The organism is Bradyrhizobium sp. 40 (genome assembly GCF_023100925.1).
Taxonomy (GTDB): domain Bacteria; phylum Pseudomonadota; class Alphaproteobacteria; order Rhizobiales; family Xanthobacteraceae; genus Bradyrhizobium.
This window is the reverse complement of record NZ_CP064688.1, coordinates 5,481,347-5,504,204: the sequence shown is the minus strand read 5'-3', so window position 1 is coordinate 5,504,204 and position 22,858 is coordinate 5,481,347. Positions and strand designations below refer to the sequence as shown.

General features: G+C 64.7%; 18 protein-coding genes. 6 read left to right on the top strand and 12 right to left on the bottom strand.

Going from position 1 to position 22,858, the window contains the following annotated elements; genetic code table 11:
* Positions 1-3: 3 nt before the first annotated feature.
* Positions 4-1,725, top strand: a complete 1,722-nt coding sequence (locus IVB40_RS26450; protein ID WP_247816764.1) for an FAD-dependent oxidoreductase — start codon at positions 4-6, stop codon at positions 1,723-1,725.
* 122 nt (positions 1,726-1,847) lie between these two features.
* Here the strand turns inward: IVB40_RS26450 and IVB40_RS26445 are convergent, their stop codons facing one another.
* Complete coding sequence (locus tag IVB40_RS26445; RefSeq protein WP_247816763.1) at positions 1,848-5,324, bottom strand: indolepyruvate ferredoxin oxidoreductase family protein; 3,477 nt, start codon at positions 5,322-5,324, stop codon at positions 1,848-1,850.
* 188 nt (positions 5,325-5,512) lie between these two features.
* Between IVB40_RS26445 and IVB40_RS26440 the strand changes: the two genes are divergently transcribed.
* From IVB40_RS26440 to IVB40_RS26430, 3 genes are all read left to right on the top strand, one after another.
* Entirely contained in the window at positions 5,513-6,481 is a 969-nt protein-coding gene (locus tag IVB40_RS26440; protein ID WP_247816762.1) for a hypothetical protein, read from the top strand.
* 204 nt (positions 6,482-6,685) lie between these two features.
* Positions 6,686-7,387 (top strand): isochorismatase family cysteine hydrolase, encoded by a 702-nt coding sequence (locus tag IVB40_RS26435; protein WP_247816761.1) that lies wholly within the window; start codon positions 6,686-6,688, stop codon positions 7,385-7,387.
* Positions 7,388-7,397: 10 nt separating this feature from the next.
* On the top strand, positions 7,398-9,053 hold the full coding sequence (locus IVB40_RS26430) for a regulator (protein WP_247360077.1): 1,656 nt from the start codon (positions 7,398-7,400) through the stop codon (positions 9,051-9,053).
* Here the strand turns inward: IVB40_RS26430 and IVB40_RS26425 are convergent, their stop codons facing one another.
* The 10 genes from IVB40_RS26425 to IVB40_RS26380 all read right to left on the bottom strand — a co-directional run bounded on the left by IVB40_RS26425 (position 9,054) and on the right by IVB40_RS26380 (position 18,198).
* Positions 9,054-9,878 carry a carbohydrate ABC transporter permease gene (locus IVB40_RS26425; protein ID WP_247816760.1) on the bottom strand — a complete coding sequence of 275 codons (825 nt, stop codon included), beginning with the start codon at positions 9,876-9,878 and terminating at the stop codon, positions 9,054-9,056.
* A complete protein-coding gene (locus IVB40_RS26420; RefSeq protein ID WP_018457161.1) occupies positions 9,875-10,813 on the bottom strand; it encodes a sugar ABC transporter permease in 939 nt (312 codons plus the stop codon). The genes IVB40_RS26425 and IVB40_RS26420 overlap by 4 nt, the downstream gene beginning before the upstream one ends.
* Entirely contained in the window at positions 10,810-12,132 is a 1,323-nt protein-coding gene (locus tag IVB40_RS26415; protein ID WP_247466985.1) for an extracellular solute-binding protein, read from the bottom strand. The genes IVB40_RS26420 and IVB40_RS26415 overlap by 4 nt, the downstream gene beginning before the upstream one ends.
* Before the next feature lie 78 nt (positions 12,133-12,210).
* Positions 12,211-12,990 carry a sulfur oxidation c-type cytochrome SoxA gene (gene soxA / locus IVB40_RS26410; RefSeq protein WP_247816759.1) on the bottom strand — a complete coding sequence of 260 codons (780 nt, stop codon included), beginning with the start codon at positions 12,988-12,990 and terminating at the stop codon, positions 12,211-12,213.
* A complete protein-coding gene (gene soxZ / locus IVB40_RS26405; RefSeq protein WP_027568779.1) occupies positions 12,987-13,304 on the bottom strand; it encodes a thiosulfate oxidation carrier complex protein SoxZ in 318 nt (105 codons plus the stop codon). Before soxZ ends, soxA begins: the two co-directional genes overlap by 4 nt.
* Entirely contained in the window at positions 13,304-13,771 is a 468-nt protein-coding gene (locus IVB40_RS26400) for a SoxY-related AACIE arm protein (RefSeq protein WP_027568780.1), read from the bottom strand. Before IVB40_RS26400 ends, soxZ begins: the two co-directional genes overlap by 1 nt.
* 8 nt (positions 13,772-13,779) lie before the next feature.
* On the bottom strand, positions 13,780-14,232 hold the full coding sequence (soxX, locus tag IVB40_RS26395; RefSeq protein ID WP_247816758.1) for a sulfur oxidation c-type cytochrome SoxX: 453 nt from the start codon (positions 14,230-14,232) through the stop codon (positions 13,780-13,782).
* Positions 14,225-15,496 carry an NAD(P)/FAD-dependent oxidoreductase gene (locus IVB40_RS26390; RefSeq protein WP_247816757.1) on the bottom strand — a complete coding sequence of 424 codons (1,272 nt, stop codon included), beginning with the start codon at positions 15,494-15,496 and terminating at the stop codon, positions 14,225-14,227. Before IVB40_RS26390 ends, soxX begins: the two co-directional genes overlap by 8 nt.
* A gap of 54 nt (positions 15,497-15,550) precedes the next feature.
* The gene (locus IVB40_RS26385; protein WP_247816756.1) at positions 15,551-17,737 is read right to left on the bottom strand and encodes a molybdopterin cofactor-binding domain-containing protein; all 2,187 of its coding nucleotides are present in this window, start codon (positions 17,735-17,737) and stop codon (positions 15,551-15,553) included.
* An 11-nt stretch (positions 17,738-17,748) separates the two neighbouring features.
* Positions 17,749-18,198, bottom strand: a complete 450-nt coding sequence (locus tag IVB40_RS26380; protein ID WP_007594050.1) for a (2Fe-2S)-binding protein — start codon at positions 18,196-18,198, stop codon at positions 17,749-17,751.
* Positions 18,199-18,455: 257 nt separating this feature from the next.
* On the opposite strand from IVB40_RS26380, the gene IVB40_RS26375 reads away from it, so the two are divergent.
* Positions 18,456-20,075 carry a B12-binding domain-containing radical SAM protein gene (locus IVB40_RS26375; protein WP_247467001.1) on the top strand — a complete coding sequence of 540 codons (1,620 nt, stop codon included), beginning with the start codon at positions 18,456-18,458 and terminating at the stop codon, positions 20,073-20,075.
* A gap of 4 nt (positions 20,076-20,079) precedes the next feature.
* Here the strand turns inward: IVB40_RS26375 and IVB40_RS26370 are convergent, their stop codons facing one another.
* Positions 20,080-21,468: an MFS transporter gene (locus IVB40_RS26370; RefSeq protein ID WP_247816755.1), complete on the bottom strand. Its 1,389-nt coding sequence runs from the start codon at positions 21,466-21,468 to the stop codon at positions 20,080-20,082.
* 169 nt (positions 21,469-21,637) lie between these two features.
* Between IVB40_RS26370 and IVB40_RS26365 the strand changes: the two genes are divergently transcribed.
* Positions 21,638-22,699 (top strand): isocitrate/isopropylmalate family dehydrogenase, encoded by a 1,062-nt coding sequence (locus tag IVB40_RS26365; RefSeq protein WP_247816754.1) that lies wholly within the window; start codon positions 21,638-21,640, stop codon positions 22,697-22,699.
* Positions 22,700-22,858 lie beyond the last annotated feature (159 nt).

Here is a 22,858-nt window from a genome sequence, read left to right as displayed (position 1 = left end):
CGCATGATGCCGGCGCATGAGACCTACGATGTCATCGTCGTCGGCGCCGGTGGCATGACGGCTGCGGCCGTCGCCGCCGCCGAGGGCCTGCGCGTGCTCGTGATCGAGAAGACCGCTTTCGTCGGCGGCACGACCGCATGGTCCGACGGCATGATCTGGATTCCCGCCAATGCCAAAATGAAAGAGGCGGGGCTCTCCGATAGCGTCACGGACGCCGTGCGATATTTGTCGAACACGGTGCCGGAGCCCGCCAATGCGGGCCTCCGCGCCGCTTTCCTCGCGCGCGGACCGGAGGCAGTCGTCTATCTCCAAGCCAACACGCAAGTGCGGCTCCAGCCGGTCAAGGCCTGTCCGGACTATTATCCGGAGCGATTGTGCGCGACGCCGGGTGGGCGCGTGCTCGAGCCGGTCGTCTTCGACGGCACGCAGCTGGGCGCGCATTTCGCGCGGGTGCGCGCGCCGCTGCCGGAGTTCACGTTGTTCGGCGGGATGATGGTCAACCGCCTCGACATCCCGCATCTGCGGCGGGTCGGAAAATCGCTGCGCTCGGCTCTTCGCGCGGCGCGGCTGGTTTCGGAGTATGCGTGGCAGCGCCTGCGCAGCCCGCGCGGCACGACGCTGCATCTCGGAAATGCGCTCGCCGCGCGGCTGTATGCCTCGCTGCAGGCCCGGCAGGTCGAGATCCTCTTTAGTGCGGACGTCGAAGGCCTGTCGACGCAGGGCGAGCGCGTCGGCGGCGTAATTATCCGTCATGGGGCGCGCGATCGGCTGATTGCCGCGCGACGTGGTGTGGTGCTGGCGACCGGCGGCTTTTCACACGACGCGACCTTGCGAAAACGCTTCCTCCCACCCGCGGCCGGATTTATCTCGGCGGCCCACACGTCCGGTACGGGCGACGGGCTCCGCCTCGCGACCGCAACCGGCGCAGCGCTCAATACGGATGCGACGAGCCCGGCCTATTGGGTGCCGGCCTCGCTGTTTCGGCGCGCCGATGGCAGCCGCGGCGTTTTCCCGCACACAGTGAGCGACCGCGCCAAGCCCGGCGTGATCGCCGTCAATGCGGCCGGCCGGCGCTTCGTCAACGAGGCACTCTCCTACCACGAGTTCGTGCTCGCCATGCTGCGCGACGGCGACGGCGAACCAGACCGGCCGTTCTATCTGATCTGCGACCGTCCGTTCCTGTGGAGCTACGGCCTTGGCCGTATCAAGCCGTTCACGCGCAGTGTCCGGCGCTATGTGGCGAGCGGGGAGTTGGTTGAGGCCGCTGATATCGCGCAGCTCGCAGCGAAGATCGGCATCAAGCCGTCGACACTCGCGGCGACGATCGCGAGCTACAACGAAGGCGCAAAGGAGGGCCGCGATCCCGAATTCGGACGCGGAAGCACGATCTATCAACGCCATCTCGGAGACGCCGCTCACAAGCCCAACCCGTGCGTCGCGCCCATCCTCTGTGCGCCGTACTTTGCGATGCGGATTTATTCGGCCGATCTCGGCACGGCGATTGGCCTGAAGGTGGATGCCCAGGCGCGCGTGTTGCGCGAGGACGGCACGCCGGTTGCCGGGCTCTATGCGTGCGGCAACGACATGGGCTCGATCATGAACGGCAATTGTCCCTGGCCGGGGATCGCGTTGGGACCGGCACTGACATTCGGGTACATCGCAGGGCGCCATCTGGCGGAGGGGAGTGTGGCAGCGGCGCCGATCGCCGCTACGACGTCGGTCTAACCATCTCCACTGCAGTCATTGCGAGCGCAGCGAAGCAATCCAGACTGTCTCTGCGGAAAGATTCTGGATTGCTTCGTCGCAAGGGCTCCTCGCAATGACGGCGAGAGGGTTCGGGCCTACCGCTACTCCGCAGCCGCCGCAAAGCGGCTGTTCTCCAGTTCCGCTTCCAGCCGCGCCTTCTCCGCCGCCGCAAGTTTGATATTGGCTTCCTTGACATGCCCGAAGCCGCGGATGGTCTCCGGCAGCCGCGCGAGCCTCGCCAGCAGCGGGATCTGCTCCGCTTTCAGCCCGGCGATCCGCTGATCGATCATGTCGAGATAATCCGCGACCAGCTTCCGCTCGGTCCGGCGCTCCTCGGTGCGGCCGAACGGATCGAACGCGCCGCCGCGCAGGAACTTCAGCCTGGCGAGGACGCGGAAGGCGTGAATCATCCAGCCGCCGAATTCCTTCTTCTGGAGATGTCCGGTGGTCTTGTCGCGCTGTGCGAAGATCGGCGGGGCCAGATAGAACTTCAGCTTGAAGTCGCCGTCGAATTTCTCCGAGACCTTCTTGGAGAAGCTGCCATCGGTGTAGAGCCGCGCGACCTCGTACTCGTCCTTGTAGGACATCAGCTTGAACAGGTTTTTCGCGACAGCCTCGGTCAGCTCCGTGGACGCTGGCGAGGCAGCCGCTTCCGCCTTGCGCGCCTTGGCGACAGCGGCGAGGTAGCGGTCCGCGTAGGCCCTGTCCTGATAGCCGGTCAAAAACTCCGCGCGCGTCGCGATGATGTTGTCGAGCGACTTCGTCGGCGCGGAGGCCCGGCTCCTGAATTGCAGCACGCTACGCACCCGCGACATGTCGTGGGCGGCGAGTCGTCCCCAGCTGAAGGCGAGCTTGTTCATTTCGATCGCGGCCCCGTTGATCTCGATGGCGCGCAAGAGCGCCTCCAACGACAACGGAATCGCGCCCTTCTGGAAGGCGAAGCCGAGCATGAACGGGTTGGTCGCGATCGAATCGCCCATCAGCGCCGAGGCAATGCCGGTGGCGTCGATGATGTCGAGGTTCTTGTCGCCGACAGCGTCCCGCAGCACCGTCTGCATCGTGCCCGCCTCGAAATCGATGTCGGGGTTTTGCACGAAGCTCGCGGTCGGCTGCAGGTCAGCGTTGACGTAGGCCTTGGTCACGCCGCGTTCGGCGCGGCTGAGCGCGGAGGGACCTGCCGAGACGATCATGTCGCAGCCGAGGATGACGTCGGCGCCGCCCGTGGTGATCCGGACCGCGGAGATGTCTTCCGGCTTCGCGGCGATGCGCACATGGCTCATCACCGCGCCGTTCTTCTGCGACAGGCCGGTGAAGTCGAGCGCCGAGCAGCCGCGGCCGTCGACATGGGCGGCCATGCCGAGCAGCGCGCCGATGGTGATGACACCGGTGCCGCCGATGCCGGTCACGAGGATGTTGTAGGGGGCGTCGAGCTCACGCGCGGGTGGCAGCGGCAGGTCGGCACACAACTGGCCTGAATCCACCGCCGAGGTCTTGATCCGCTTGAGCGTGCCGCCATGCACGGTCACGAAACTCGGGCAAAAACCCTCCACGCAGGAGAAGTCCTTGTTGCAGTTCGACTGGTCGATCTGCCGCTTGCGGCCGAACTCGGTCTCGAGCGGCTGCACCGAGACGCAGTTCGAAGCTTGCGAGCAATCGCCGCAGCCTTCGCAGACGAGCTCGTTGATGAAGACGCGCTTGGCGGGATCCGGATACAGCCCGCGCTTGCGGCGGCGGCGCTTTTCCGCGGCGCAGGTCTGGTCGTAGACGATGACCGTAAGGCCCTTGATGTCGCGCAGCTCGCGCTGCACGGCGTCGAGCTCGCGGCGGTGATGGACGGTCGCGCCTTGCGGGAAGTAATTGCCGTCAGGGTATTTGGTGGGATCGTCCGAGACGATCGCGAGGCGCTTGACGCCCTCGGCCCAGACCTGATGCGCGATCTGGGCGACGTTGAAGGCGCCCTCGGCCGGCTGGCCGCCGGTCATCGCGACGGCGTCGTTGTAGAGGATCTTGTAGGTGATGCTGATGCCGGCGGCCGATGCCGCGCGAAGGGCAAGCAGTCCGGAATGGGTGTAGGTGCCGTCGCCGAGATTCTGAAAAATGTGCTGCTCGGTGGTGAAGGGCGCTTGTCCGATCCAGTTCACGCCCTCGGCGCCCATATGCGAGATCAAATCGGTGCGGCGGGTCGGCATGCTCAAAGCCATGCCGTGGCAACCGATGCCGGCCATGGCGCGGCTGCCCTCGGGCACGCGCGTCGAGGTGTTGTGCGGGCAGCCCGAGCAGAAGAACGGCGTGCGCGCGAGCTTGATTTGCGCGGAGGCCGGAACAGGAGTGTCAAAGGCCTCGAGCCGGGCAAGGCGCTGCTCCAGCACCGGGCTGTGGTGGCCGAGCTTGCGCAGCCGGGCCACCAGCGCGGATGCAACGAGAGTCGGCGTCAGCTCGCCCTCGCTTGGCAATAGCGGCGCGCCGCGCTCGTCGCGTTTTCCCGTCACGGTCGGGCGCCTGGACGCATCGATATTGTAGAGGATGCGCATCAGCTGGTCTTCGATGAAGCCGCGCTTCTCCTCGACGACCAGCACGTCCTGAAGTCCTTCGGCGAAGCGCTTGGCCCCGCTTTCCTCCAGCGGCCAGGTCAGTGCGACCTTGTAGATGCGCAAGCCCAAATCCTGCGCGTCCTTGTCGGTAATGCCCAGATCGGCTAGCGCCTGCCGCAGATCGAGATAAGCCTTGCCGGTCGCGACGATGCCGAGCCGTGCCGGCCTGGAGTCGAGTACAATGCGGTCGAGCTGGTTGGCACGGGCAAACGCCTGGACAGCGGCCATCTTGGGGCCGAACAGACGCTTCTCCGCGTCGAGCGGCGGATCGGGCCAGCGGATGTTGAGGCCGCCGGGCGGCATCTCGAAATCTCCGGGGAGCTTGATCTGGATGCGTTCGGGATCGCTATAGATCGAGGCCGAACTCTCCACCGTCTCGCTGATCGCCTTGAATCCGACCCAGCAGCCGGAGAAGCGCGATAGCGCAAAGCCGTAGAGGCCGAGGTCGAGGTAATCCTGCAGCGTCGCCGGGTTGATCACGGGGATCAGTGCCGCTGCAAATACCTGCTCGCTCTGGTGCGCCAGTGTCGAGGACTGGCACCCGTGGTCGTCACCGGCAAGCGCGAGCACGCCGCCATTGAGCGAGGTACCGGCCGCATTCGCATGCTTGAGTGCGTCGACCGAGCGATCAACGCCGGGCCCCTTGCCGTACCAGATACCGAACACGCCATCGACCTTGGCGCCGGGAAACAGGCCGACCTGCTGGCTGCCCCAGACGGCGGTCGCCGCGAGGTCCTCGTTCAGACCGGGGACGAAGGCGATGTCGTGCTGCTGGAGGTGTGACTTCGCGCGCCACAGCGCGTGGTCGTACATGCCAAGTGGGGAACCGCGGTAGCCCGAGATGAAGCCGCCGGTGTTGAGGCCCTGAAGCCGGTCGCGTTCGCGCTGCAACATGGGCAGCCGGACCAGCGCCTGCGTGCCGGACAGGAAGATCCGCTTCGATTCGAGCCGGTATTTGTCGTCCAGCTCGACCTGCATCAGCGTCATTTCAGGAGTCCTCGTCTCTTGTTCGGCTTTTATTCGACTTGGTATTCGACTTGGGGTTTGCGCTGCGGGAGGGAGGAGCGGCTGCGCGACGCGAATTGTGACAGTCAAAGGGATGCGCAGACGAAGTCAATATCGCTGGCCGCATCCGTGGCGCTCCTGCTAGTCATGGCTTGCTTGCGGAGGACATCATGACGGCACAAGCGTTCGATACCGAGATCACGGAGACCGACGGAGCCCTGATCGGGCCGTGGCGTCAGCCGCGTCAAATGCTGCAAGCCCAAACCTACGATGCGCACGCCTCGATCCACGACGACGCCACCGCGCAGAAGCTCGGGTTCAAGGGCGGCACCATCGAGGGTCCGACCCATTTCAGCCAGTTCGCACCGCTGGGTGCGCGTTTGTGGGGACAGGCCTGGTTCGAGAGCGGCTGTCTCTCCGCGCATTACCGCAGCGTCTGTTACGAAGGCGAGGAGGTGCAGGCGATCCTGTCGAAGCCGTTGCCCGGCACCAGCCAGTGCCAGATCCAGATGGTCAAGCGCGACGGCACGGAGGTGCTGCGCGGCACGGCCTCGGTCGGAGAACCGCACGCCGCGACCGCGCTGGAGGCGCGTCTTGGCGAACTCAAGCCGCTCACTGATCCCGTGATCCTGCGCGACGTGAAGGTCGCGCAGACGAGCCGGCGCCAGGCGGTGCGGATGGCGTTCGATCAGATCATGGGCGACCTCTATCCGTTCTCGCTGCGGCAGAAGCTCGCCGCCATCACCGAGACCTCGCCGTATTATTCAGGCGCCGGCAATCCTTCTGCGAATCCGTGGGACAGGGCGATCATCCCGATGGAGATGCTGAGCGTGCTGTTCCAGTACCGCTCCAAGGACGATCCTCTCCCGGCCAAGGGACCGGCCGTCGGTCTGTTCGCCGACCAGGAGATCAGGCTGGTGAAGGGCCCGCTGTTTGTTGACGAGGAGTACGAAGTCGAGCGCGAGGTTGTCGCGCTCTCCGGCAGCCGCCGCACCGAGAGCGCCTGGGTGAAGACGCGCGTGTTCGACAAGACAAACATTGTGGTCGCGACCATGCTGCTGAACATGGCCACGCTGAAGGATTCCTACGCGCCGTATGAGGAAGAATATCGACGGCTGTACGGAGATACTGCCCGCTAAAAGCGAGCTTCGTTGTCGCTCATCCTCTAGGCAAATGCACGTCGCAAAGTCGTCGCACAGCGAATAAGCAGACGCGAGGCAGCCTGATAACGTTCTGACAGTGCAGCAAATTTTCCCGCGCTGTCCGCCCGATCGTCATTGTACACAATGGCACGGCGCTTGCAGAACTCCTGGCACAGAGAGTTCTCGCGAGGGGCGGGCGTCATGTTGAACTCAAGCAAGCCGACATTGGGCGCGATCAGCGCCGAACCCGGGCCGATCGAACTCGACTTGTCGGCCACCGCGCTCCTCATCATCGACATGCAGCGCGACTTCATGGAGCCCGGCGGCTTCGGCGAGACGCTCGGCAACGACGTCAGCCAGCTCGCGCGCGCGGTGAAGCCGATCGGTGCGGTGCTGAAGGCCGCGCGGGATACCGGCATGCTGGTGATCCACACGCGCGAGGGCCATCTGCCCGATCTCTCCGACGCGCCGCCGGCGAAAGTCGAGCGCGGCGCGCCATCCCTTCGCATCGGCGATCCCGGTCCCATGGGCCGCATTCTCATTCGCGGCGAGGCGGGCCACGACATCATCCCGGAGCTCTATCCGCTCGACAGCGAGATCGTGATCGACAAGCCCGGCAAGGGCGCGTTCTACGCCACCGAGCTCACCGACGTGCTGGAGAAATACGGCATCGAAAATCTGCTGGTGTGTGGCGTCACCACCGAAGTGTGCGTCAACACCACCGTGCGCGAGGCCAACGACCGCGGCTATCGCTGCGTCGTCATCTCGGACGGCTGCGCGTCCTACTTTCCTGAGTTTCACGAGATGGGCCTGAAGATGATCAAGGCCCAGGGCGGCATCTTCGGTTGGGTCGCAAGCTCAGCCGCGGTTCTGGAGGCGATGAAGATTTCCACATCAGCGTAGGGGCATCACCATGAGCACAGGCACGACAGGGACGGCCGGCACCTCCGAGTTCAAGCCGGCACTATGGACACCGGGCGACTGGAACGCGTTTTTCGGCTTCGGCACCAACATCCTCGTCAACATGCTGGTGCTCACAGGCCTGTTACGCTTCGTTTTGAAGATGCCCGACTCACTGGTGTTCGGCCGCATCCTGCCCGCACTCGGCTTGATGATGTGTCTTTCCACCTTCTACTACGCATTTCTCGCTTATCGCCTTGCGCAGAAGACCGGCCGCACCGACGTCTGCGCGCTGCCATCGGGCGTCAGCGTGCCGCACATGTTCATCGTCACCTTCGTGATCATGCTGCCGATCACGATCAAGACCGGTGATCCGCTCAAGGGTTGGTCGGCGGGCCTGGTCTGGGTGTTCTTCCAGAGTTTTATCCTAATGATCGGTGGCTTCATTGCGCCTTTCATTCGAAAGATCACACCGCGCGCGGCACTGCTCGGTACGCTCGCCGGCGTATCCGTCACCTTCATCTCGATGCGGCCGGCGCTCGAAATGTACATGACGCCGCAGATCGGCCTGGTCTGCTTCGCCATCATCCTGGTGAGCTGGTTCGGTGGCGTGAAATATTGGCGTGGCATTCCCGCCGGTCTCGTTGCGATTGCGGTGGGCATGGTCATCGCATGGGGGTCGAACCTGTTCGGCCTCGGTCTCGGTGGACTGAGTGTCAAGGGCGTCGGTGATGCCTTCGCGAATTTCGGCTTCTCGGTGCCGATCCCGGCGGTGGGCTACGTCTTCTCCGGCTTCGAATTCCTCGGAATCATCCTGGTCACGGCCATTCCGTTCGGCATCTATGATCTCGTCGAGGCCATGGACAATGTCGAGAGCGCGGAAGCCGCCGGCGACGAATATCCGACCACGCGCGTGCTCACCGCCGACGGAATCGTCAGCCTGATCGGCTGCCTGATGGGAAATCCCTTCATCAATGCCGTCTATATCGGCCATCCCGGCTGGAAGGCGATGGGCGGCCGGATCGGCTATTCGGCCGCGACCGGCGTCATGGTGGTGGTGCTGGCCTGGTTCGGCATCATCTCGGTGCTGCTGGCGCTGGTGCCGGTCGTCGCGATCTCGCCGATCCTGCTCTATATCGGCATGCTGATCGGCGCGCAGGCGTTCCAGACCACGCCGGTCAAGCACGCGCCCGCCATCGTGCTGGCACTGACGCCGCATCTGGCTGCGTGGGCCAAGCTCCAGATCGACACGATGTTGGGCTCGACCATGAACGCGGCTGCGACGGTCGGCGGAATGGCCGCCGACAAGGCCGACGCGGTCAAGGCGGCCGCGATCGCCGCCTTGCCGCAGCAGGGCGTGTTCTATCACGGGCTCGAGATCATGGGCGGCGGCTCCATCCTCGGCGGCCTGATCCTGGGTGCGATCGGTGTCTTCATAATCGAGCGCGACTTCGAGAAAGCCTCGGCGTTCGCGCTGGTTGGTGCGGTTCTGACCTACTTCGGCTTCATGCACGGCGAAGCCGTCGGCATCGGCGGCGGCTTTGGCGTCACGCCCGCGGTCGCGTTCGCCTATGCCGTGATGGCCGCCGGTCTATTCGCGGCCAGCAGGCTCGGCGCGAGCGAGCCCTACATGCCGCATGCGGACATGCACGCGGCACCGGCGGAGTAGCTACCCGCCTTTGACGGCACCCGCGGTGAGCCCGGCGACGATCTGTCGCTGGGCGAACACCGTCAGCAGCAGCACCGGGAGGGTGACGATCAGCGCGGCGGCCGCGAGCGGCCCCCAGCTCAACTGGTCGAACGAGATCATGTTGTAGACGGCAACCGGCAGGGTGCGGGTCTCGCGTCCGGCCAGCACGATGCCGAACACAAAATTATTCCAGGAGAAGATCACGGCCAGGATGAAGGCGACCGCGATGCCGGGCTTGGCGATCGGCAGCGCGACATGGTGGAAGACCTGCCAGCGCGTGGCGCCGTCGATCAGGGCTGCTTCTTCCAGCTCCATCGGCGTCGTTTCGAAATAGCCGATCATGATCCAGATCACGATCGGCACCGTCACCACGAGGTGGATGATGATCTGCGGCACCAGCGTGCCGAGCAGTCCCAGCCACTGGAACATGAGAAACAGCGGAATCAGATAGGACAGGCCCGGCGTGATGCGGGCGATCAGGATCACGATCGCCGATTTGTGCGCAGCCATCCGCGCAATCCCGTAACCGGCGGGAACGCCGACGAGCAGCGCAAGGAACGTCGCGCTCCCTGTCACGATCAGGCTGTTGATGAAATACGTTAAGAAGCGGTTGGAGGCGAGCACGTCGGCATAGTTTTTCCAGGCGACATGCTCGGGAAAGAACACCGGCGGGTAGGCGGCGTTGTCGATCTCGAATTTGAGCGACAGCGACAGCATCCAGAGGAAGAACAGGATTGCCGGGGACACGATGAGGAACACCGAGAACCACAGGCCGATTTTGCCGATGATTTGTCTTGGACTCATGTGCCGCTCGCGATCTCGGTCCACAGCATGCGTTGGCGCGCATAAAGCATCACCGCCGCGAGCAGAACGATCAGCAGGAAGAACACGACCGCGATCGCCGAGCCGTAGCCGAGGTCGTAATAGGAGAAGGCGACGCTGTAGAGATAGATGTTGATCGTCTCCGACGCCGATCCCGGTCCGCCCTGGGTGATTGCGAAAATGATGTCGAAGCTCTTCACGGCGTCGATCATGCGGATCATGCCGGCGATGAACAGGAATGGCATGATCAGCGGCAGGGTGATGAAGCGGAACACCTGCCAGATGCTGGCGCCATCGATCTGTGCACTTTCATAAGGCTCGGTCGGGATCGCGGCCAGGCCGCCGAGCACGATCAGCATGACCAGCGGCGTCCATTGCCAGGTCTCGACCAGCACCAGCGAGGGAATGACGGTCGCGGGATGGAATACCCAGAGCTGCGCAGGGATTCCGACCAGTGACAGCAGATAGTTCAATACGCCGAGCTGCGGGTGGAACATCATGGTCCAGACCAGCGCAATCGCCACCGGCGTCGCCATCATCGGCATGATGAAGACGCCGCGCAGAAAGCCGCGGCCGGGGAATTTCTGGTGAAACACCACGGCCGCAAACGTGCCGAGCACGAGCGGCAGCAGCACGGAGAGTGCGGTGTAGACCAGTGTATGTCCGATGGCCTCAATGAAGCGGGGATCGCTCGTCAGCCGCAGATAATTGGACAATCCCACGAAGGTGGTCGACGAGCCGACCTTCCATTCGTTCAGGCTCATCCAGATCGTGAAGACCCACGGGAAGATGATGATCGCGATCACGACGACCAGCGCCGGGACCACGAACGGCCAGTAGGACGGCGGCCGCAACTCCTTCTCCGGCGCGGCATCAGACTGTGCCGCGCCCGGAGTCGATTGTGTCAACGCACTCACGCCTTCTCGCTACGCTCCAGGATCGGTCGGTACTGATCGTTGGCCTTCTTCAGCTCGGCGGCAGGATCGGCGCCGGACAAGGTCGCAGTGACCGCGGCGCCGACGATGTCGCGGAATTCGGCGACCGGAATCACGACGGGCAGGCCGAGCTTGCTGATCTTGCCGGAATCGATCACCGATTGCAGCCATTCCTTGGTCTTGACGCCCTTCTGGACCTCGGGATCGCCGAGGATCGAATTGCGGAACGGCACGCCGCCGCCGGCCTGCAGCAGCCGCGCGCCCTGGGTTTTCGAGACCACCCATTGGCAGAGCAGATAGGCGGCTTCCTTGTTCTTGCTTGCAGCGGCAACGCCGATGCCGTCGCCATAGGTCGAGGAATATTGGCCCTTGGGGCCGGCGGGCACGACGGTGTAGCCGACCTTGCCGACAACGCGCGAGGCGGCCGGGTCTTCCAACGGCGGCGCCCAGCCGACGCCGTCGATCCACATCGCGGATCGGCCTTGCGTGAACGAGGCCATCGACTCCATCCAGTTGAAGCCGGCGACGCCTGGAGGTGCCGACTTTGTCAGGAGCGTCTGATACAGCTTGGTCGCGGCAATGGCTTCCGGACCATCGGTCAGGATGTTGCCCTTGGCGTCGAGGAATTCCCCGCCATAATTGAGGAAGAAGTTGCTCCACATCGCCATGTTGGCGTTGCGCAAGCCGCGCCCGACAAAGCCGTAGATGCCTTCCTTGGTATCGGTGAGCTTCTCGGCCGCCGCGGCCATCTCGTCGAGGGTCTTGGGAACGGCGACGCCCTTCTTCTCGAACAGCTCCTTGTTGTAGTAGAGGATGAAATAATCGACCGACCAGGGCAGCGACAGCATCTGGCCCTTGTCGTTCCTGGCATATTGCAGGCCCGCGGCCGAGAAGTCGCTCTCGACGAGATCGGGCGCGGTCAGCGCCGGATCCTTCATGAAGGGCGTCAAGTCGGCGAGCCAGCCGGCCTTCTCGAACTGCCGCTTCTGCACATGATAGCTGAGATGGACGACATCGAAGCTCGGACGGCCCGAGGTGAACTCGATCACCACCTTCTGGCGCTGCTGCTGCTCGGGAATCTGCTCCGCTTCGACCTGGATGCCAGTGAGCTCGGTGAACTCCTTGACGTATTTTTGCAGGTTGTCGCCGCGGGGCCCCTTGGCGAGGATCACCTCGAGCTTGGTCCCTGCGTATTTCTTCCAGTTCAGCTCGGCGCGCGCCGGCAATCCCGTCAGGCTGAGCGCGCCAGCTGCGGCAGTGCCGGTCAAGAGCGTACGACGCGAGATTTTGTGGTTGACCACTCGAGGTCCCTCCCTATGACTCAATTTGGGCGGATACTAGCGGCCGTTCCGCGTCTGCCTAGCCCTAATCTGTGGAATTCAGGGCCGCACGGCCGGCGTTTCCATCGGCAAGCCATGCGCCCGCGACATCAGATAGAGTTCGAGCGCGACCAGCTCGGGCGCGCCGAAATCATAGGCCTGGGCGCGGACACCGGTCATGCAACTGCGTAGCCGCCGCTCCAGCGATCCCAGCGTCTGCCATTCCAGGCGATAAAGCGGATAGCCGGTTGGCTGTCCCTGCGTGATCGGCGCGCCGGCAAGCCGGTTGTTGAAATTGTCGTCGTGGCAATTGGTGCAGGCAAGGTTGAGCTGGCCCTCGCGCTGCATGAAGAGGTCGCGGCCCTGTTCGACGAATGGCTTCAGTTGCGGATCGTCGCCGGCCGTGATCGCGACCCCGCGCGATTGGTGCGCGACCAAGGCGGACAGCGCCAGCAGGTCGCGGCTCTCGTAGGGGAGCGGCGGTGCCTGCTGATGATTGCTGCGGCACAGATTGATGCGCTGGTCGAGCGTGACCGGGCGTGCCAGCGCCTTGTCGAAGGCCGGGTAGCGCGCCGCGAGGCCTTTCATGCTGCCGCGTGCATCGCCATGGCAATCCGCACAGGCCTTGTCGGCGCTGCCGGTCCTCTTCGTCCACAACGCCTCACCGTCGAGCACGAACAGCATGCCGGGATTTGAGCTGTCGTCATCCTGCATCGCACGCGTGTCCGGCCCCATGAACGAATAGCCGGAGCGACGCGCGTCCAGTCGAATCTCGCCGGCGAGCAGGGCAGGGGCCGTGGCGAGGAGCGCCGCGGCCGATATCGCGCGCCAAAAACTCATTCGACCGTGATCGACGCGGACGCGCTGGACGAATAGCCGTTGTCGCCGATCCATTCGAACTCGAACTTGCCGCTCTCCTTCGCGACCGTGAAGAACGACAGATAGGGATTGGCCGCGATCGCCGGGAAGAGATCGGCGCGAAAAATCTCGGTGCCGTTGTAGCGGCACGTGAAGCTCGTGATGATGTCGCGCGGGACCAGCGCGCCGTCCGCGGTATGGCGGAAGCCGGTCTCCATGATGTGCGAGGTCAACGTGCGGATCTCGACGATTTCGCCGCGTCTGGCTTTCGCCGGAACGTTGATGAGCGCGGCCATCAATTCATCTCCTCGGTGCAGGCGGCCAGCGTCACGACGATTTCGGTCGTGACCTGCCAGAACGTGTCGTCGGAAAGGCGCGCGATCGCCACCACCTTCTGGGTATCCGCGAGCCGAATCCGGGTCGAGATTTGGGCGCGGCCGGAGGAGGGGCCGAGATGGAAGTTGCCGATGTTCGGCTGCGGGTTCTTCTCGTTGAAGACGTGGATGCTCTTGACGTAGTCGTTCGCCGTCATCGGACTCGCGACGCTCACGGTCAGCGGCACCGTGTTGCCGTTCTCGACCAGCGGCGGAATGTCGAGCTTCACCTTGCCGGTGCGTACAGGTGCTTCGCCGACGACGTTGCGGATCGCGGCGGTGAGCATCGCCGGTGTCGCTTCGAGCGGTCGCAGGGTGACGATCGGGATCGTCCCGGCGACCGTCACGCTTCCGGCAAGGTTCAGGAATTGTCGTCGCGTGGTCGGCATGAACAGTCCTAGTCCCGAAGCGCTGCAATAAAAGCCACGATGTCCTCGATCTCGGCGGCGGACAAGATCGGTTTGCCGACGAAATTTCGCCCGACCCGCACGAGGTGATCGGTGCGATAATAGGACGGCATGATGGTCTCCGGGTTGAAGCGCGCCGCATCGACCAGTCGAAGCCGCAACTGGCTCACCGTCCAGCGGTTCCCTGCACCCGAGAGGTCAGGCGCGAGGTCGCCCTGGAACCGGGTCTCCGGAAAGGGGCCGGAATGGCACAGGATACAAGTCGTCGTGCGCGCGAGCACCAGAGCGCGCCCGCGCGCGGCATCGCCTGGCGCGCCGGTGAGCGATTCCGCGATGCCGTCGCCGACGACGTTGTAGGGCCGGAGTTGCTCGGCTCCTGCATAGCAGGCGAAGGCGATACTGGCGGCGGTCAGCGCTGCGATATGGGCCGATGTTCTAGCCAAAGGTGTCCGCCGTGATGGTTTGAAACCAGCGCTCGGCTTCGGTTGCCTCGCGGGCGCGCAATTCGCGCGGCGCATCGACCGGGCTGGTCGCGCCGCCCTCGACCTCGGCGAAGATGTCGCCCCTGGGCTGGTAATTGCTCGCGAGTGAAAAGCCGTAGCCGGGTGCGACAATGTTGTAGCAGACGCCTGTCAATCGCGGCGTTTCTGGTGCGCGGCCGGCAAGGAGGCTCACGATCGCGGCGGCGCAGGCCTTGCCCTGTGCGCTTGCCGCGGATGCCGATTTGGGAATGCCCCCGCCGAGGCAGGCATCGCCGATGACGTGGATGTTCGGGACGAGTTTCGACTCGAAGGTGACAGGATCGATCGGGCACCAGCCGGTGGCATCCGCAGCGCCCGCGACCTCGGCGATGCGTCCGGCACGCTGCGGCGGGATGACGTTGGCGACGTCAGGGGTGTAGTTGCCGAACTCGGTGACGATGGTCCTGGTCGCGGGATCGACCGAGGTCACGCGGCCGCCTTGCGACAGCCCGATGCGTTCGATCATGTCACCGTAAAGCTCCTTCCACGCCCTTTCGAACAGTCGCTGCTGGGAGAAATTGTCCTTGGCATCGAGGACCAGGATCTTTGAGCGCGGCTTCTTCGTTTTCAGGTAATGCGCGATCAGGCTGGCGCGCTCGTAAGGCGCCGGCGGACAGCGCGAGGGATTGGCGGGGATCGCAATGGCGACAGTGCCGCCGTCCGGCATGGCCTCCAACTGGCGACGCAGCAGCAGCGTCTGCGCGCCAGCCTTCCAGGCATGCGGCATCTTTTCTGATGCCGCGTCGTCGTAGCCAGGCAGAGCGTCGAAATGGAAGTCGATGCCGGGAGAGAGCACGAGACGATCATAGGGCAGCGCAACGCCATCTGCCGTCACGACGCTGCGCAGCTGCGGCTCGATTGTGGTCACGGCCTGGCTGATCACCGTCACGCCTTCGGCACCGAGCCCGTCATAGCCAAATTGCTGAGCTTCGATGTCGCGCAGGCCGGCAATTACCTCGTTGCTGAAGGGGCAGGAGGTGAAGACCGTATTGGGTTCGATCAGGATGACTTGCAAGTTTGCCTGCGCGCGCTTCAGCGCGCGGGCGCACGCGGCGCCGCCAAAGCCGCCGCCGACCACGACGAGGCGGCCCGCCGATTGCGCGCGCAGGATCGAAGGGACGGCGAATGATGTGGCCGCGGCGGCGAAGCCGAGGACGGCATCCCGCCGTGTCACCGGCGCATTCATGAGTCTTGTCCGGAAAGTGGGCCGCGGCGGCCGTTACGTCCGCCGCGGCATTTTTCAGGCGAAGGTGATGTTCTGGTCGCGTAGTGGCACCGAGCGGATGCGTTTGCCCGTCGCCGCGAAGTACGCATTGAGCACCGCCGGTGCCGCGACGCCGATGGTCGGCTCGCCGACACCGCCCCAGAACCCGCCGCTCGGCACCATCACCGATTCGACCTTCGGCATCTCGTTGATGCGCATCGAATTGTAGGTGTCGAAGTTGGTCTGCTCGATCTTGCCGTCCTTGACGGTGCAGCCGCCGTAGAACAAGGCACTAAGGCCATAGACGAAGGAGCCCGCGATCTGCCGCTCCACCTGTGCCGGATTGACGACGTAGCCGGGATCGGTGGAGGCGACGATGCGATGCACCTTGATCTTGTTGCCGTCGGTCACCGAGATTTCGGCGGCGCCGGCGACATAGCTGCCATAGCCCATCACCTGCGCAATGCCCCGATAGATGCCCTGCGGCGCCGGGGTGCTCCAGCCGATCTTCTCGGCCACGGCGTTGAGCACCGCCAGATGCTTGGGATGATTGCCCATCAGCTTGCGGCGGAATTCGAGCGGGTCCTGGCCTGCGGCCTGGGCCAGCTCGTCCATGAAGCATTCCATGTAGATCGCGTTGTGATTGACGTTGACGCCGCGCCAGAAGCCGGGCGGAACGTGCGGGTTGCGCATCGCATGCTCGACCAGGAGGTTTGGCACGGAGTAACCGAACGCGGCTTCGCCGGACTGGGCGACGCCCTGGAACGCGGCCGGATCCATGCCGTTCTGCAGCGCTTCGGGGCGGAGCGAGAACAGGATCGATTGCCCAGACAGGCGGTAGTGCAGCGCGACCAGATTGTTGTCCGCATCGAACGCGCCGGTCATTTTGCACTGGGTGATCGGGTGATATCGGCCGTGCGCCATGTCCTCTTCGCGCGACCACAACAGCTTGATCGGCGTGCCCGGCATCTCCTTGGCGATCAAGACGGCTTGGCGGACGTAGTCGGTCTGGCCGCGCCGGCCGAAGCCGCCGCCGGGCATCACCTTGTGCACGTCGCACTTCTCCGCCGGCAGGCCCGACGCTTCCAACGTGGCCGCGAAGGCCGCCTCGCCATTCTGCGTGCCGCACCAGACCTCGCATTTGTCCACCGTGTAGAGCGCCGTGGCGTTCATCGGCTCCATGGTGGCGTGGTTCTGGTAGGGATAGCTGTAGACGGCCTCGATCTTTTTGGCGGCACCGGCAATCGCCGCCTTGGCGTCGCCGTTCTTGTTGCCGACATAGGCCGGCTGCCCGTTGTCGAGACCCTCGGTCAGCCATTTCGCGATCGACTCGCTGGAGACCTTGGCATTGTCGCCCTCGTCCCAGACGATCGGCAGCGCCTCCAGCGCGGTCTTGGCGTGCCACCAGGTGTCGGCAACGACCGCGACCGCGGTGTCGCCGACCTTGACGACCTTCTTGACGCCCTTCATGCCGGTGATCTTGGCTTCGTCATAGCTCTTCAGCTTGCCGCCGAACACCGGGCAGTCCTTGATCGCGGCGTTCAGCATGCCCGGCAGCTTGACGTCGATGCCGTAGATCATGGTGCCGGTGGTCTTCTCTGCGGTGTCCAGCCGCTTCACGCCCTTGCCGATCAGCTTCCAGTCCTTGGGGTCCTTAAGCTTGACGTCGGCCGGTGGCGTCAACTTGGCCGCGGCCTCGGCCACCTTGCCGTAGGTGGTGGCCTTGCCGGACGGCGTGTGGGTAATGACGCTGTTGGCGGCCGCGCATTCCGATGCCGGCACTTTCCACGCCTCGGCGGCGGCCTGGATCAGCATCACGCGCGCGGTGGCACCGCCCTTGCGGACATAGTCTTGCGAAGAGCGGATGCCGCGGCTGCCGCCGGTCGAGAAATCGCCCCAGACGCGCTTGCGGGCGACGCTTTGGCCCGGTGTCGGATATTCGGTCGAGACCTTCGACCAATCGCATTCGAGTTCCTCGGCGACCAGCTGGGCAAGTCCGGTGAGCGAGCCCTGGCCCATTTCCGAGCGGGCGATGCGGATGACGACGGTGTCGTCGGGCCTGACCACGACCCAGGCGCCGATCTCGGGGGAGCCGTCGGCCGCGCGGACCACGGCGGGGCCGCCGAAGGGGATATCGAGGCCGATTGCGAGACCCGCGCCGACCGCGGCGGTGCCGACGACGAAGGCACGGCGGTTCATCCTGGGAGAGACATGCTTGTTCATGTGGCGGCTCCTTACGCGCTCGCGATCGTGTGGATCGCTTCGCGCACCTGCTGGAAGGTGCCGCAGCGGCAGATATTGGTGATGGCCTCGTCGATGTCGGCGTCGGTCGGCTTCGGCTTCTCGCTCAGCAGCGCCGCCACCGCCATGATCATGCCGCTCTGGCAATAGCCGCATTGCGGAACATCCTGGGCGATCCAGGCTTCCTGCACCTTGTGCAGTGCGTTGCCGGAGGCGAGCCCTTCGATGGTCGTGATCTTCTTGCCTGCGGCCTCGCCAACTGAAACGCCGCAGGAGCGGGTGGCGACGCCGTCGATGTGAACGGTGCAGGCGCCGCATTGTGCAATGCCGCAGCCATATTTCGTGCCGGTCAGGCCGGCATTCTCGCGGATCGCCCACAGCAGGGGCGTATCCGGCTCGACGTCGAGCGTGAAGGTTTTTCCGTTGATTGTTAGGTTTGCCATCGCAGTCCCCTGATTGGTCCAATCCACCGACTGGACTCAGCGGCGCAATGTGTCCGGCAAATTGGAAACGTTCAAATCAATAGTCCGAGGGGTAGCCGCCGGAGATTTCCTCCCGGCCGGCTCTGGGCACGGCTTGGGGCGACGTTTACCGGCTTCTGCGCCGCCCCCATTGGAACCGAGAGCGACAGTTTGTCCCTTTTGCCGGGGTGCAAGTCGACAATGCTCTGCTACAGTGGAATCAGCCAAAAAGGGGTTCCATGAACGTATCGCAGCCTTGCAAAGTCCTGATGCTCTATCCGCTGTTCTCGGCAGAGTCCTTCTGGAGCTTTGGCGAATCCTGCAAAGTGTTGGGCGTAAAGCGCCCCGCGGCCCCTTTGGGGCTGATCACCGTTGCCGCGATGCTGCCCGAGAGCTGGACGGTCCGGCTGATCGATTGCAACACGGAAGCCTTCAGCGACGAGGATCTTTCCTGGGCCGACGTCGTCTTCACCGGCGGAATGATGCCGCAGCAGGCCGACACGCTGCGCCTGATCGAAATTTGCCGTGCCGCGGGCAAGCCGGTGGTCGTCGGCGGTCCCGATCCCACCTCGAGCCCCCATATCTATGAGAGGGCCGACTTCCAGGTGCTCGGCGAGGCCGAAAGCGTTCTCCACGAATTCGTCGCCGCGTGGGACAGTGGCGCACGCTCCGGCGTCTTCATCGCGCCGAAATTCCAGGCCGACGTCACCAAGACGCCGGTGCCGCGCTTCGACCTGCTCAAGTTCGAGGACTACCTTTATCTCGGTGTGCAGTATTCCCGCGGCTGCCCGTTCACCTGCGAGTTCTGCGACATCATCGAGCTCTATGGCCGGGTGCCGCGAACCAAGACGAACGAGCAGATGTTGGTCGAGCTCGACAGGCTCTACGCCATGGGCTACCGCGGCCATCTCGACTTCGTCGACGATAATTTCATCGGCAACAAGAAGTCGCTCCGGCTGTTCCTGCCCCAGCTCGCCGAATGGCAGCGTGCCCACGGCTATCCCTTCGAATTGTCCACTGAAGCCTCTGTCAATCTGGCCGACGATCCCGAGCTATTGGACCTGATGGGCCAGGCGAATTTCTTCGCCATCTTCGTCGGTATCGAAAGTCCGGATCCGGCGACGCTGGTCGCGATGCGGAAGAAGCAGAACACGCGGCGCAACATCGCCGAGAGCATCCACAAGATCTACGCCGCGGGCATGCTCGTCACCGCGGGTTTCATCGTCGGCTTCGACAATGAGAAGCTCTCGATGGCGGATGCCATGATCGACTTCATCGAAGAGGCGGCGATCCCTGTCAGCATGGTCGGCCTGCTCTATGCCCTGCCGAACACCCAGCTGACGCGTCGCCTCGAGCGCGAAGGCCGGCTGCATCCGGGCCACGATTTGGCGCCGACCATCGGCGCGGATCAGTGCACCGCCGGGATCAACTTCGATCCGGTGCGTCCATTGCGCGACATCTTGACGGACTACAAGCGCGTGCTGGAGCACATCTACAGCCCGGCGGCCTATGCAAGGCGCATCGACCGTCTGATGACGCTGCTCGACCGCTCTCGCCAGCGCCAGGAGCTCGCGGAAGGCGATATCCGCGCCCGGATCGGCGCGATGGAAACGGTGCACAAGGTCGTCACAGCCCTTCCCGAGGCGCGCGGGCCGCTGTGGCAGACCTTCATGAACTGCGCCAAGCGCGACACCACGTCGGCGCGGATTGCCGTGCAGATGATCGCCGCCTATGCGCATCTCGGGCCGTTCTCGCGCAAGGTCATCGCTGCCATCGATACGCGCCTCGCTGCACTCGACGAGGAGACGGTCATTCCGGTCGCGACCGTCGAGGTGACGGCGGCCCGACATCTGGCCTGACGGTCTACTTCACCGCCAGCCGCAAAAAGCTCATCACGCTACCGAGTGCCGCGAACCCGGCGCCGAGTGCCAAGGCCACGACTGCGCCGTCGTGACCGGCGAGCGAGAAGCAGGCTGCGGCGAGCGCCGCCCCCGTCGTCTGCCCGGTCAGGCGCGCGGTGGCGACGATGCCCGAGGCGCTGCCGCTGCGATGCGGTGGCGCGCTCGACATCACCGCCTTCATGTTTGGCGCCTGGAAGAAGCCGAATCCCATGCCGCAGATCACCATCCGCCAGATGATGTCGGGGATCGCAGGATTGGCCGGCAGCATCGCGAGCAGCGCCATGCCGAGGCCGAGCAGCACGAGGCCGATGCCGCCGAGCAGTCCGACCGCGTGCCGGTCGGAGAGGCGCCCGGCAATCGGCGCCATGATGCCGACCACCAGCGGCCACGGCGTCATGAAGAAGCCGGTCTCGACCTGCGAACGCCCCAGCACGTCCTCGAAATAGAACGGCAGCGAGACGAAGGCGAGGCCCTGCACCGCAAAGGAACACACCGCCGTCGCCGCCGACAGCGCGAACATCGGCCGGCTGAACAGGTCGATCGGCAGCATCGGCGCCGGATGGTCGGCATGGCGGCGCGTCAGGATGAAGCCGAGCGCGAGAGCCGTGACCAGCTCGATGCCCACGACCACCGGTGAGAGATTATGCGCAGCACTGCCGATGCCCGTGATGAACAGGCCGAGGCAGGCCGACGCCAGGGCCGCGCCGAGAAAGTCAAAGCCGTGATCGGCGCGCGGCGTCTTCGGCAGCATCGCAAATCCGATGCCGAGCGCGACGAGGCCGAACGGGATGTTGACGGCGAACAGCCATGGCCACGGGCCGAGCGCGAGGATGGCGGAGGCGATCGAGGGACCGAAGGTGAAGGCGGTCGCGACCACCAGCGCGTTATGGCCGAAGCCGCGGCCGAGCATCCGGCCGGGATAGACGAAGCGCACCAGCGCCGTGTTGACGCTCATGATGCCGCTCGCACCCAGCCCTTGCAGCGTGCGCGCAACCAGCAGGCTCTCCAGCGACCAGGCCACCGCGCAGAACAGCGAGGCGATGGTGAACAGGATCAGGCCGCCGAGATAAATGCGCTGGTGCCCGACGATCTCGCCGAGTGCTCCGAGCGGCAGCAGCGTCGCCACCAGCGCGATCTGGTAGACGTTGACCACCCAGACCGATTGCTCCGGGGTCACATGCAGGTCGCCGGCGATGGCGGGCAGCGCGATGTTGGCGATCGCGGTGTCGAGCGAGGCCATCGCCAGCGCGGTGAAGATCGCCGCAATGGCCCAGCGCCGCTGTGCGGCTGGAAGGCCGTCGGAAATGGTGTGGTCGGGCTCGCGCGCGCCGGCAGGTAACGTGATTGTCATTGCGTGGGCGCGTGGCTCCGGCGGCCGGCTACAGGGGACTTGGCATGTACTACGGCGCGGCCGCCTTCCACAGGCATATGCTTGCATGCTGTGTATGCGCGAAGGCTGGGCGATGATATCGGGCGCCGGCGTATGATCGCGCGAACTGCTGCAATCTCAGGGGACCGCCATGCACATCGTCGTTTTGCCCGGTGACGGCATCGGGCCCGAGATCACGACCGCGACATCAGGCGTGTTGCGCGCGGCCTCCGAACGCTTCCATCTCGATCTGCGCCTGGAGGAGCACGCAGTCGGGCATGCGAGCCTGAAACAATTTGGCACGACCGTGCGCCCCGAGCTGCTCGACATCGTCCGCGCCGCCGACGGCCTGGTGCTCGGGCCGACCGCGACCTTCGATTTCAAGGACGAGGCCCATGGCGAGATCAACCCGTCGCGGCATTTTCGCAAGAACCTCGACCTCTACGCCAATGTCCGGCCGGCACGCACCTATGCGGGGCTGTCCGGCCGGGTCGGCGATTTCGACCTCGTCGTGGTGCGCGAGAACACGGAAGGGTTTTACGCCGATCGCAACATGGAGCAGGGCAATGGCGAGATGCTGGTCACATCGGACGTCGTGATCTCGCTACGCCGGATCACGCGCCTGTGCTGCGAGCGCATCGCGCATGCGGCGTGCCGGCTGGCGATGAAGCGGCGCAAGCATTTGACCATCGTGCATAAGGCCAATGTGCTCAAGCTTGGCGACGGCATGTTCCTCGAGATCTGCCGCGAGACGGCGAAGGCCTATCCCGGTCTTGGGGTCGACGACATCCTCGTCGACGCCATGATGGCGCATGTGGTGCGCAACCCCGACCGCTTCGACGTCATCGTCGCCACCAACATGTTTGGCGACATCCTGTCCGATCTCACCGCCGAGCTCTCCGGCAGCCTCGGGCTCGGCGGCTCGCTCAATGTCGGCGACAGCCACGCCATGGCGCAGGCCGCGCATGGCTCGGCGCCTGACATCGCCGGACAGGATGTTGCCAACCCGGTCTCGTTGATCCTGTCGACGGCCCTGCTGCTCGGATGGCACGGCGAGAACAGCGGCGCGGTGCGTTACGAGGAAGCCGCACGTGCGATCGAGGCGGCGGTCGCGAAGGCGATCGGCGAGGGCAGGGCGACACGCGACGTCGGCGGCAAGCTCGGCACGATCGCAGCGGGGGCCGCGATCGCGGAGATCCTGCAGGCGGGGTGAGTGGTCACGCGGGGGCTTGCGAGGTTTTTTTGAGGGCCCGAAACAAAAAACGCGAAAACAACCCCATGCACAGTAGAGCGCCCCTTGATCGATAAGGGATTTTCGAACCGCGTCACGACGACATTCGCCGCCGCCATGACGTTGACCCGTCGGGCAAAA